The organism is Priestia sp. HNGD-A6 (genome assembly GCF_045784335.1).
Lineage (GTDB): Bacteria > Bacillota > Bacilli > Bacillales > Bacillaceae_H > Priestia > Priestia zanthoxyli.
The window spans coordinates 2,830,299-2,842,521 of the sequence record NZ_CP138621.1; the positions used below are offsets into that span (position 1 = coordinate 2,830,299).

The 12,223-nt window shown below is 36.8% G+C and carries 10 protein-coding genes; 1 reads left to right on the forward strand and 9 read right to left on the reverse strand.

The genetic code is table 11. The features are described from left to right. Positions 1 to 154: 154 nt before the first annotated feature. Positions 155 to 1,954 carry a sodium:proton antiporter gene (locus tag SCI76_RS14370; protein ID WP_168761670.1) on the forward strand — a complete coding sequence of 600 codons (1,800 nt, stop codon included), beginning with the start codon at positions 155 to 157 and terminating at the stop codon, positions 1,952 to 1,954. Positions 1,955 to 1,982: 28 nt separating this feature from the next. Here the strand turns inward: SCI76_RS14370 and SCI76_RS14375 are convergent, their stop codons facing one another. The 9 genes from SCI76_RS14375 to SCI76_RS14415 form a co-directional block, all read right to left on the reverse strand. After that, positions 1,983 to 3,359 (reverse strand): O-antigen ligase family protein, encoded by a 1,377-nt coding sequence (locus tag SCI76_RS14375; protein ID WP_221833733.1) that lies wholly within the window; start codon positions 3,357 to 3,359, stop codon positions 1,983 to 1,985. Between the two features lie 25 nt (positions 3,360 to 3,384). Next, positions 3,385 to 4,887, reverse strand: a complete 1,503-nt coding sequence (gene murJ / locus SCI76_RS14380) for a murein biosynthesis integral membrane protein MurJ (RefSeq protein ID WP_013059875.1) — start codon at positions 4,885 to 4,887, stop codon at positions 3,385 to 3,387. 30 nt (positions 4,888 to 4,917) lie between these two features. Continuing rightward, the gene (locus SCI76_RS14385; protein ID WP_014457712.1) at positions 4,918 to 5,250 is read right to left on the reverse strand and encodes an EamA family transporter; all 333 of its coding nucleotides are present in this window, start codon (positions 5,248 to 5,250) and stop codon (positions 4,918 to 4,920) included. Further along, positions 5,243 to 5,578, reverse strand: coding sequence for an EamA family transporter (locus SCI76_RS14390; protein WP_013059873.1), 336 nt, complete (start codon positions 5,576 to 5,578; stop codon positions 5,243 to 5,245). Before SCI76_RS14390 ends, SCI76_RS14385 begins: the two co-directional genes overlap by 8 nt. Beyond that, positions 5,578 to 7,296, reverse strand: a complete 1,719-nt coding sequence (locus SCI76_RS14395; RefSeq protein WP_116739825.1) for a DUF6020 family protein — start codon at positions 7,294 to 7,296, stop codon at positions 5,578 to 5,580. Before SCI76_RS14395 ends, SCI76_RS14390 begins: the two co-directional genes overlap by 1 nt. Positions 7,297 to 7,298: 2 nt before the next feature. Beyond that, positions 7,299 to 8,237, reverse strand: a complete 939-nt coding sequence (locus SCI76_RS14400) for a glycosyltransferase family 2 protein (RefSeq protein WP_407544028.1) — start codon at positions 8,235 to 8,237, stop codon at positions 7,299 to 7,301. Then, entirely contained in the window at positions 8,234 to 9,334 is a 1,101-nt protein-coding gene (locus SCI76_RS14405) for a glycosyltransferase family 4 protein (protein WP_028411949.1), read from the reverse strand. The genes SCI76_RS14400 and SCI76_RS14405 overlap by 4 nt, the downstream gene beginning before the upstream one ends. Before the next feature lie 290 nt (positions 9,335 to 9,624). Further along, positions 9,625 to 10,410 (reverse strand): endonuclease/exonuclease/phosphatase family protein, encoded by a 786-nt coding sequence (locus tag SCI76_RS14410; RefSeq protein WP_028411950.1) that lies wholly within the window; start codon positions 10,408 to 10,410, stop codon positions 9,625 to 9,627. Positions 10,411 to 10,414: 4 nt separating this feature from the next. Then, positions 10,415 to 12,052 (reverse strand): PTS transporter subunit IIBC, encoded by a 1,638-nt coding sequence (locus tag SCI76_RS14415; RefSeq protein WP_025752447.1) that lies wholly within the window; start codon positions 12,050 to 12,052, stop codon positions 10,415 to 10,417. Between the last annotated feature and the right edge of the window lie 171 nt (positions 12,053 to 12,223).

Below are 12,223 nucleotides of genomic sequence, written 5' to 3' on the forward strand. Positions count from 1 at the left end.
ACGAAGGAAAGTAGCTTGGATTCAAAGAGGGGAGAGGCGTTTAGCATTTTTGAAAAAGTGGTAAAACAAGGTAGTGTTTGTTTCTTCCTGTATAACATCGGTTTATTTTAGGGAAAATATATACACATTATGCGAACGAGAGAAGGAAGATACAATGGAACCTATGCTTGTACATATCACACTTGTAGTGGGACTAGGAGTTCTATCTCAGTGGCTGGCTTGGAGATTTAAGCTACCAGCAATTGTCGTGATGTCGATTATCGGACTGCTAACAGGCCCTATTTTAGGTTTAATTGATCCTAAAGCACAGTTTGCTCAGCTTTTTGATCCTTTTGTATCGATTGCTGTAGCTGTTATTTTATTTGAAGGCAGCTTGAACTTAGACATGAGAGAGGTAAGAGGAATCGAAAAGCCCGTGTTTCGCATTGTGACACTGGGAGCCATGCTAGCTTGGATGTTAGGCTCTTTAGCTGCTCATTATATAGCGGATTTATCCTGGGCGGTGGCAATTGTTATCGGAGGGCTTTTTATTGTGACGGGTCCAACCGTAATTTTACCTCTTTTACGACAAGCTAAATTAAAACCAAAACCAGCAGCGATTTTAAAATGGGAAGGTATTATTGTCGATCCATTTGGTGCACTGTTGGCCGTTTTTTCGTTTGAAATTGTTCAATTTTTAGTGCTGAGAGAAGTGAGTGGAAAAACAATTCTCTTTTTCTTCGTAGCCTCTATTATTGCCGTTTTAATAGGATGGATTCTTGGCCGCGGAATAGGATGGATGTTTCAAAAGGGGCATATTCCAGAGTATTTAAAATCTCCGGTCGTATTTATTGTCGTTATTGCCTGCTTTACAGTAGCTGATGAAATTAAGCATGAAACAGGTCTTCTAGCAGTAACAGCGATGGGGATTACCCTTGCTAATATGCATATTTCGTCTATTAGTGATATGCGACACTTTAAAGAGAATATTTCGGTTCTATTAACTTCTACTATTTTTATCATGTTAACGGCTGGACTGACGATGAAGACCATTACTGAAATTTTTCATTGGAATATTATTTTGTTTGTTTTACTTATGCTGTTTATTGTCAGACCTGTCTCCATCTTTTTATCAACGGTAGGCACAGATTTATCTATAAAAGAAAAAATACTGATTGGCTGGATTGCCCCGCGCGGAATTGTGGCGTTAACGGTCTCGAGCTACTTTGCGAAAGTACTAATTGATGAAGGATTTAAAGATGCTTCCATCCTAACAACGCTGACATTTGCTTTAGTGTTTGCTACGGTTTGTGCACACGGTTTTTCTCTTTCATGGCTAGCTAAGAAGCTTGATTTATCAATTGGAGAAGAACCTGGTATTTTGCTTGTAGGAAGCAATGATTTTACGGTTGCCTTTGCAACGAAGTTAAAACAGCTAGGCTATCCAGTATTAGTTGCTGATTCTTCGTGGGAGCGGTTAAGAGTTGCGCGCAGAGCGGAGGTAAATGTTTATCACGGAGAAGTACTAGCTGAGCAAACGGAATATCATCTAGACTTAACTCCTTATGAATATGTGATTGCTGCAACTGAGTTAGATGCATATAATGCGCTTGTTTGTACTGCTTTTCTTCAAGATATGGGGCGGAACAATGTTTTTCAATTGAGCATTCGTGACCAAGAAGATTCAAGAGAAGATGTCGATGAAATTATGCACACAGTAAGAGGACGTATGCTCTTTAAGAAAGGAATTACGTGGGAGTTTCTGCATCATAAAATGGAGCACGGATATACGATTTACAATACAAAAATTACGGATGAATATACGTATGAAACATATCTTGAGGAGAAAAGCGATGATTCTCTTTTACTAGCAGTGAGTACGCAAGGAAAGGCATTGAGTTTTTTTGCTCATGATCAAGAAATAAACGTCAATGCGGGCGATACGGTGTTAAGCCTTCAGCCATTAAAAAGATAAAAAAACAGGCCTTTCATGGCCTGTTTTTTTATGCTTGTCTTTGTTTAAAATGAATGACGAACAGATAAGCAGCAGCTGCTGCAAAATAGATGGTAACGGCTGGTGCTGTAAAGACATGCCCAGCTACAAAAGCAATTCCAAGAGCTAATACAATTGCTGTACTATACATCATAAAGCTTTCATCAAGAAGCTGTGATGGCTCTTTAAATAATCGAACCAATACGGTTAAACCAACTACTAGAAGTGGAAGAACCCATAGTAAAAATCCGATGATACCTAAAGAGAAAAACAAATCATAAAAATCCATTTCAATCATCTTTGGCGGAAGCTGTTTTGTATAGTCACCAGAAAAGCCCATACCTATCATTTTTCGTGCAAGAGGTGCTTTTGCATACTCTTCCTTATGATGAGCTAAGAATTGCTCACGGCTGCTTAGAATCAGATTTTGAATATCTTTATCATCTAAATTTGATTCCTTTTGTTTTTTCTTTTTAGCCGGCTTTTCTTTTTCTTTCTTTTCCGGCTTTTCTTGCTTTGTTTTCTCTTTTTTAGCCTCTAACATATCGATGTGCGTATATGTGTTTTTATAAGCTGGAGAAATCGGAGTAGTTGCTCCGGTTACAATTAAAAGCAGAATTGAGATTACTAAGTTGGCTTTAATTAAGCTGCGTTTATTCGTAAATAATTTAGCAAATAAGACAACTGTTGCTACAACTAAAGAAAGAATAACGGCACCTAAGCCTACTTTCGTTCCAAGCATGATGGACGAAACGGCTAACAAGATAAAAGGAATCCAGTAATAAGCTTTTGAAAACGAACGTACTTTATCTAAAGCTAAAAGCAGTGTGAGAGGAAGCAAAATAGCAATGGTTGCGCCTAGCTCATTCGCTGCATAAAACCAGCCTTTAAACCCAATTTTATTATACTGATAACTCTCTAGTGCTGTACCCGTTAGCATTGTACCGATAAAAACAATACTGATGATGAGTGAAGCAGTTAATAAGTTTTTGCTCAGTATTCTTTTTACATCCACAGATGATCGATAATGTGAAAACATCACAATCATTCCAAGCAGCGTAACGTTCATATAAACAACTTTATTGAAAAATTTAATTTCTTGCCCAATATAATAAGGATCTTTCCATTGATGATTTAAGTAGATGTTGAGTCCAAGAAAGAGTGCAAAAACAATAAGGTAGATAATCGAATATCTAGCCCATTTTGATTGTTTGGCAAACACTAAAAGTAGGACACCTGCAAAAATCATATATAGAAAGCGAATAACAACCCCAATTGAGAGACCACTATCCATGTTCAAAACCATGTACGTCGTTAGCATATCAATAATCGGCTGAATTGAAATAAAACCAACGAACAGAAAAAATAACCAGTATGTGTTCTTCATATAGTACTCTCCTGTTTTACGTGAATTAACGTTTTCTTTTAACTAAAAGCATAACACCTTCTACTCTGCATAATAGCGTCGACATTAAGTATACTAAACCACCTGCAATACAGACAATACCAAATCGTAAGATAACATGTAATGAATTCAAAAATGCGATGTCCTTTAAGAAGAACATGACAATCGCAACAGGTACGGAAGCTAAAAGAATTTTTCCTGTTTCTTTCACTAGATATCCGTAATGGAAGTGATTGATTTGTTTTGCCAGCATAACGAATACGATAGCCGTATAGAAAAAGGCAACTACTGACATGGAAAGTGCTAATCCTTGGTATCCCATAAATTTAGTGAAAATCATGTTAAAGATGATATTTAACACAATGGATAATAAGCCTGCTCTCATAATAAGATAACCTTTTTGAAGAGAATAAAATCCTTTTGCAAGAACAGCTTGCAGGGAATAGAAAAACACCGAACCTAGGTAATAATAAGATACATCTGTTGTTTTTAACGTCGAATGTGCGTCAAATGCACCGCGCTGGTAAGCAATCATTACAATGTCTTTCATATAAAAGATCATGATAACAATCGTCGGAATCAGCAGCATCAGCATAAACGTAATCCCTTTTTCAATTCCTGATTTAAAGCGCTCTTCATCTTTTTCAGAAATGGCTCTTGCAATCAGCGGATAAATAATGGTTGCGACCGTAACCCCGAATATTGCCTGGGGAATACTTACAAGTCTGAAAGCATAATTCAAGTATGAAATAACGCCTTCACCAAAGGAACCGGCAAAGAAGAAGTTGACAGTTAAATTAATTTGACCGACCATAATGGTTACACCAACAGGGATGAATACTTTATAAAAAGCCACCACTTCATCACGGTCAATTTTTTGCTTCCATAACAGCAGATGCTGCGGTTTAAAATAGACAACTTTAATTAAGAAAGAAGCAATAGTTCCTATAAAATAGCCAAGAGCAATTGCATAGCCGCCCATAATTGAATGTAATAGGATTGTACTTAAAATTGTAAATAATACAACAACTGTTTGAGAAAACACAGAGAAAGAATATTGACTTCGTGCATCAAATACACCTTCGTATACGGCATTCACTCCAACTAGTGAAAGAGATAAGAAGTACATAACGCCCGTATAAATTCCTAGTTCAATTGCTGCTTTAGAAAAATTAGAATACGAAGCGGGAAAGTAAAAGAAAGCCGCAATTGATCCGAGAACCGAAATAATGAAACAAATAAGAAAGGTTGATTTAACAATATTAGTCAAATGAACCTTTCCTTTATTTTCTTTTTCATAACGTAAATAACTAGGAATAAACGCATCCTTCATCCCCGTTAACATAAATAAAATAAAAGCATTTGGAATAATCATTGCTGCGTTGTATGAATCGACAATATAACTTGTACCGAAATAGTTAGCAATAACTAAATCACGAATCATACTAGAAAATTTCAAAAATAATGTTGATATGAGCAGTAAAATGCTCGCGAATTTTAAGTTTTTCATGCGAAACTCCTACCTTTTCAAGTTATCTCATCAACTATTAGCAATAAAGAAGCATCCGACAATTAGAAGAATACAGCCGATAACTTGTTTTGTTGTAACTTTTTCTTTAATTAAAAAGTAACCGAATGTTAATGTCCAAATATACGTAATAGACGTGAGCGGAAATACAATAGAATAAGGTAACAGCGTTAAAACATACACATTAAGCAGAGCTGCCGCCCCGTAAAAAAGGCCGCCACCCACAAAACAAATAAGCGCTAGCTTTATCTTTTTTTCATTTAAATACGTAGAAATATACTTGAAAAATACAGCGCCAACTGAACCTAAAAGAGTCATAATAATTAAAAGTGGGATACTATTCATCTTGGCCACCTACTAAAATTACACCTACGATAATAATAAGAGTACCGACCAGCTTCATAGGGCTAATGGTTTCATTTAATAGAAAGAAACCAAGAGCGATGCTGATGACATATCCTAGGCTTAAAAATGGATGAAGCAAGGAAACTCTTTCAAATTTAAAAGCGGCAATCATAAACACCGCTCCTAATCCATAAAGGAAAAAACCAATAATTAAATTTAAGTTAAATGAAGCTTCGGACAACTTCCAAAAAAGTTGTCCAACAGCTGTAAACAGGGAAGCCACGATAATGAGTGTGATTCCTAGCTTTTTGTTATAATTGCTCTCCATCAGGAGGTCACATCCTTTTCTTTCTGATCAAATCGGATAAAAGGAAGACCAATAAAGAAGAAAGACACAAATACGCTTGCTAATAAATATCGAAAATCTTGAGCCGGCAGTGCCGCAAGAACAGAAAGCGTGTTAAGTGCCCAAGGAATGACAATAATAAGGGACGTAATTCCTCTTCGAATCACTAGCATTAATGAAAATAATAAAATGACACAGTGATAAAAAGCTGGTTTCCATAAGAATGTAAAAACAGGGTGCTTAAAAATAGCTAAGTAAGCATTGGCAGTATGTGTAATAAACGGCTCGATTACTTTATTTTTAAGACCTAAATCATTGCCGTAATAAATGTTGGTTACGTACGTATCCGTGTAGCCATCTTTAAAAGGATTGATTTGCCATACTAAAGCTGTTTGTTTGAGAAAGCCTTCCGTTGCTAGATAAGGATTTTTGATGACAATGCTAGCATAGTTCTTAAAGTAAAGGCCTAAATCATTAAAAATAAACTCGCGGTCGTAGTATTTCCACGTGAATTTAATTGGATCGCTTTTGTATGGATTATACTTTTCTTTCCACAATTCAATAGGGAGCACTTTATTAAAATATTCGCGCTCTTCTTTTGACATCTCTCCATCATTTGAAATGATGTTTGCAATTTGTTGAGTTGGAATAGACAAAGCTTCATTTGGATCTGAAGGTTTTACATCAAGCCACGTGAACACAGGGCCTGTAACAATCTTTTGTAAAATAAAGACGACTAAGAAAATCGTGACAAGAGGTTTCCAATTTTTTCTGAATAAAACAATCATTAAAAGGAAAGTCAAAACAAATACAGGAAAACCATTATGTCTAAAGAAAGCTACTCCAAATGCGGAAAGTAAAAGTAAGAAAAAGCTCGCTTTACTTTTAACCCAAGCACCTTTTGACAGATAAATTTTTGCAATGTTAACCGTAAAAAACAGCAGAAAAGCACTGTATAAAATGTCTTTCCAAATAATAATTGAAAAGATTAAGAAGCTTGGAATAATGACAATAATAGCTGTTAAAAGTCCAATCATAACAGGATGTGCTTTGCGTTTAATGAAAAAGTCAAATGTATAGGCGTATATGCTCACTACAACAACAATTTGCGTGAACGCTACAATTCCTGGGTTATCCCATATTTTTGTCAGCAGCATAATGAGCCACGTAATCATAATAGGGTGCCAATCGTTAAATTCTCCGTTATGTGCCTGTCTCCACTGTGCTAATGAATCAGGAGTCATGGCCGCTGGGAAAAAGGCGAACCAGTAATATAGACTAACAGCTAAAATAAGAATCGTAACAATTCCTAGATAACGCTTTGGGTGTGCAAATGTATAGTGAAAATCGTTTATCTGTTTGATAGCGCTGAGTACAGCGGCCGTCAGCAGCATTGCCAATAAAGTACGGCTGATGGCATACAAAACGAGTGAAAAAATAGTTGAGCTCGTCATATGTAAGTTATCTAAAAGTGAAAACTGTACGATAAACGAAAAAACAATCAGCAATAGCCATTCTAGCGGTTTAAATGAAGCATAAGCTCTATTTTTATAAATAAAAATAGAGCTTATGATGGTAAATACAAGTGCAGCAAAAAGGGAAAGATAGTGAACACCGTCTGGATTACCAATACTTAAACCGATAAGAATAATTAAAGCTGTTACTGTAAGCAGTAAAATACTTTTTTTATTCTTCATCATTGTTATTCTCCTACTTGTTCAATCTGTTCAATTTTTTTATTTAGTTCTAATTCATATTGCTTGCGATTCAATGAAGCGATTGTATCTAGAATTAATCCACAGACGAAAGATAAAACACCTAACACCATCAATCCAGTTGCTAAGATAGATGAAGGTACTTTGGTAATAAAGCCTGTATCAAAAAATTCATAAAGTACCGGAGCACCAACAGCTAATCCTGCGACAATAAACAACACTGTCCAAATGGAGAAGAACTGAAGCGGCTTGTACTCTTTAAATAACGTAAAAATCATTCGTAACACTTTAAATCCATCAGAGAACGTATTAAGTTTCGATTCGCTGCCTTCAGGTCGATCGCGATAATCGATCGCGATTTCTTTTAGGCGGAATCGTTTATCTAACGCGTGAAGACTCATTTCTGTTTCAATCTCAAATCCTGGGCTCATCACAGGAATTGATTTTACAAATAATTTATCGTACGCACGATAACCTGTCATGATATCTTTAATGTTACTTTTGTACAGGCCGTTAATTAAAGAACGTACTAAGTTGTTACCAAAATTATGGAAAGCACGTTTGTTTTCTTCGAGATACGTTCCGTTTGATAAACGATCTCCAATGACCATGTTAGCTTCTCGATTTCTAATAGGCTCAATTAATTGATGAACAAATTCTGCAGGATACGTATCATCCCCATCTACCATGACATAACAATCTGCATCAATTTCTTGAAACATTGAACGTACAACGTTTCCTTTTCCTTGCTTAAATTCTTTTTTGACGATTGCGCCGTGTTCAAGTGCAATTTTACTTGTACGATCTTTTGAATTGTTGTCGTATACATAAATATCTGCACTAGGCAGTTCGCGTTTGAAATCGTCAATTACTTTTCCAATTGTTACTTCCTCGTTATAACAAGGAATTAAAACTGCGACTTTCATTTTTCCACCTCATCAAAAAAAATTGTTGGGAGTTGTTCAGCAATTACATCTACTGTGTAGCGGTTTGCTGTTTGTAACGCCTGTTGAGACATTTGCTGTTTCACATCTTCAGGAAGATTAATAAAAGCCTGTAGCTGTGAAGCTAGTTCATCTACATTTTTAGGCTCAAAGAATAGACCATTCTTTCCGTCTATAATGTAATCTTTTAGACCACCAATCTGACTCCCAATCACGGGTGCTCCGCAAGCCATAGCTTCGAGGCCGACTAAGCCCAAACTTTCTCCTTTTCTTACGGTCGGAAACACGAATGCTTCAATCGCATTATATACGTAAGCAAGAGACGACTGAGGAAGCAGAGGAAAATGGATGACTTTTCCCTCTAGGCCCAGAGTCTTGATCATTTCCTTAAATGCAGCTTCGTCTTTTCCGCTTCCAACGTATAAGTATTTGTAAGAAGTGGGCGTTTGTTGTTCAGCTTTTGCAATTGCTTGAAGGTAGTATTCCCATCCTTTACCCACATCAATGCGGCTTACACATCCAATATAACGGATAGTAGGGTCCAAGTTTAGTTCTTGATAAGCTTTGCTTTTATCTGCATAAGGATGAAACAGATCTTTATTCACTCCTCCGCTTGGAAAAATATAGATTGGATTATGAACCTTATATTTCTCTTCAACGAGCCCTTTATAGTAGGGAGAAGGAGTAATAATTTTAGTGGAATGGTGCAATAAGTCATTTACTCTAGGCTGATATTTTTCCTGTGAAGCTACTTCAGGTACAACATCTGAACCATGCACGTTTGTCACAATCTTCACATTCTTCTTTAGCTTTTTGAGAATCAGCAGCGGAAGAGCATTATGAGATGCATAATGTACGTAAAGATAGTCGTAATTTTTTGTTAAGCCCGTCACAATGACATTAGCATAATGAGAAGCATAGCTAAAAAGCTTGCTTAATTTGCTTGTCTTTTTTTGCATGACAATTTTATCAACTTGAATACCATGTTGAACTAAAATTTTTTCAGTGTTTTGAACAAATACACCATAGCTCGGGAATTGTTCAGAAGGATACATATTTGAAATCAACAAAATTTTCATGATTGTTTCACACCTATTTTTCTTTATTAGTTTATGATAATGACAACGGGTGTTCATTTAAATAGAGCTTACATGTATCATCTTACTATTAAGTTGAGCGATTTCATTGATAAACATGCAAAAATGGGTTGCATATCGTCAACATCACAATATTATAGCACACCTACTTTTTAAAATGCGAAAGTTTATCGGACACTTCTAAAACGATAGATAAAGCAGTAAAGAAGATGATTTTTACATAATCATAATCACAAGAAAAAAGCGAACGCTATTCGTTCGCTTTATGTCACTTATTTCACTTCAACGCTTACCCCAAAATGGTCAGAAACAACGGGATAATGTATGCCGTTAAAAACTACAGTCGATGATTGAATATCCTGCGCATGACTCGATAGAATGAGATCAAGGCGCAGCGCCCGTTCATTATCATCCCATCCAGCAATGTTCCCTTGAACTGTAATACCGCTATCTTTTTTGTTCGATAGAGTATACGTATCATAGAGGCCTTGGCTCAACAGGTAGTCGTAACCTTCATGTCGTCTATGAGCGTCATTATTAAAGTCTCCAAGTAAGAAAAATGGGTTATCTTTGTGTACATGAGCTAGCAGCGTATCAACTTGCTGCTTGAATGGCTCTTCCTCGTCATCCCACCAGCCAAGATGACAAGAATAAAAAGTAAGGAGTTCTTTTTCATATTCGATTGTTGCTCCAACAATTCTTCTCGTTTTCCAATAGTCAATATTTGACGTTTGTGAAACAAAAAATGAATGCTCTTCAATAATCGGGTGTTTCGTTAAAATGGCAATTCCTTCTTCATACACTTCATAGCCTATATGAGATAAATCCCATACCAATTGATAGTCTTCACCTTGCTTACCCAGTTCTTTTGCTAAAAGCCAAGCGTAATTATCGCTGCGAATGTAGTCATATACATAAGGCGCGTCTATTTTTTGGCTTACTTCCTGTAAAGCAATGACATCATATTTTTCTTTTTTAATTACTTCAGCTAGACAAGATAACTTGTCTAGCTGATTTTCCTCTTGCCAAGAGTGGCAATTTAACGTTAATAGCTTCATTATGTTAAGCTCCTAACAAATCTTGAATGTCGGATTTCAAAACATCCGCTTTAGGTCCATAAATAGCTTGTACCCCTTTATCTTTCAAGATTAAACCAAGGGCTCCGTTTTGTTTCCATTCACTTTCTCCTGCAACGGCATGTATATCTTTTACCGTTACACGTAAGCGAGTCATACAAGCATCCACGTCTTCAATATTGTTTTCTCCGCCAAGCAGTCCAATAATGACTGGGGCAAGCGAATCATTTTTCACCTGCTTGCTGCTTGTTGCAGTTGTTTCTTCATCGATATAGTTTCCGTTACGTCCCGGTGTTGGGAAGTTAAAACGTTTAATTAAGAAGTTTGCCACTCCAAAATTTAAGCCGAAAAATACAAGGCAGGCGATGACAAAGTTCATTAAGTCAGCCCATAGTCCGGCTTTGATAATCATTGGTGTACGTGTTAATAGTTCAATTACGCCAAATGAGTGTACGCGAACATGAACAATATCAACAATGGCAAAAGCCAGTCCTGTCATAATGGCGTATACGACGTATAGAAGAGGCGCCGCGAACATGAACATAAATTCAATCGGCTCTGTTACGCCTGTTAAGAAAACAGCTAGTCCAGCTGAAAAGAACATTGAACGATATTTCGAACGTTTGTCAGGATCTACGTTGCGATACATTGCTAAAGCAATTCCAATTAATGACGCACAAGATAAAATCATCTGTCCTACTTTAAATCGTGCAGGTGTAACGTCATGTAAGAGCTGCTTGTAGCTGTCCATATCTCCTGCAGCACGGAAGTTATTTAAGTCTGCAATCCAAGCAAGCCACAAAGGATCTTGACCGGCAACAGTGGAACCTGCTCCAGAACCCGTTAAAATTTTGTACGTACCGCCTAGCTCCGTATAGTTCATAGGAACTGTCAGCATATGATGAAGACCAAACGGAAGAAGGAGACGCTCTAATGCTCCGAAAATAAATGGTGCCAGAATAGGAGCTGTATCTCTAGATGTTGCAATCCACTGTCCGAAGCTGTTTAGCGAACCTTGGATGAACGGCCACACAATGGATAAAAGCAGTGCCGTTACAACTGAACCACCGATGACTACAAACGGTACGAAGCGCTTGCCGTTAAAAAACGAAAGGGCTTCAGGCAATTTATCATAATTGTAATATTTGTTGAATAAATTTGCGCCTAAGAAACCAGCGATAATTCCTACGAATACTCCCATGTTAAGAGCGGGAGATCCTAAAATAGATGTGAAGTAGTCTTTTACAACTAATTCTTGTCCAAACAGTGATTGAACCGTTGCTTTTGAATCTGAGAGCATTTCTGCTTTAACTCCAAAAATGGCTCCTGTAATTCGATTAATAAGAATGAATGCAATGAGTGCAGCAAATGCACCGCCAGCACGTTCCTTTGCCCAAGATCCCCCGATGGCAACAGCGAACAAGATGTGAAGATTTGTAATGATACCCCATCCTATATCTTCCATCACTCGTGCAATTGTTTGTACAGCAGTGATGTCTCCCCCAGTCATTGCAACTAGTTTTCCAAGTGAAATCATAATACCAGCTGCGGGCATAACCGCTACTACTACTAATAAAGCCTTACCAAACTTCTGCCAAAAATCAAATGAAAAGAACTTCTTCATAGTTTTTCCCCTTCCCCTATGTATGGGTTTTCATTTTATTTTTTGATAAACTATATTTTTAAGACAGTGCAACCGTTTGCATAAACCTATTGTAATAAAAGGGCTTTCATAATGCAATACTGTAATTTCTCTTTTTTTGAAAAATTTATTCATAAATTATAAATGATGAAA

Coding starts and splice junctions, on each gene's coding strand:
- SCI76_RS14370 (WP_168761670.1), top strand. CDS start 155: ATGGAACCTATGCTTGTACATATCACACTTGTAGTGGGACTAGGAGTT.
- SCI76_RS14375 (WP_221833733.1), bottom strand. CDS start 3,359: ATGAAGAACACATACTGGTTATTTTTTCTGTTCGTTGGTTTTATTTCA.
- murJ (WP_013059875.1), bottom strand. CDS start 4,887: ATGAAAAACTTAAAATTCGCGAGCATTTTACTGCTCATATCAACATTA.
- SCI76_RS14385 (WP_014457712.1), bottom strand. CDS start 5,250: ATGAATAGTATCCCACTTTTAATTATTATGACTCTTTTAGGTTCAGTT.
- SCI76_RS14390 (WP_013059873.1), bottom strand. CDS start 5,578: ATGGAGAGCAATTATAACAAAAAGCTAGGAATCACACTCATTATCGTG.
- SCI76_RS14395 (WP_116739825.1), bottom strand. CDS start 7,296: ATGATGAAGAATAAAAAAAGTATTTTACTGCTTACAGTAACAGCTTTA.
- SCI76_RS14400 (WP_407544028.1), bottom strand. CDS start 8,237: ATGAAAGTCGCAGTTTTAATTCCTTGTTATAACGAGGAAGTAACAATT.
- SCI76_RS14405 (WP_028411949.1), bottom strand. CDS start 9,334: ATGAAAATTTTGTTGATTTCAAATATGTATCCTTCTGAACAATTCCCG.
- SCI76_RS14410 (WP_028411950.1), bottom strand. CDS start 10,410: ATGAAGCTATTAACGTTAAATTGCCACTCTTGGCAAGAGGAAAATCAG.
- SCI76_RS14415 (WP_025752447.1), bottom strand. CDS start 12,052: ATGAAGAAGTTCTTTTCATTTGATTTTTGGCAGAAGTTTGGTAAGGCT.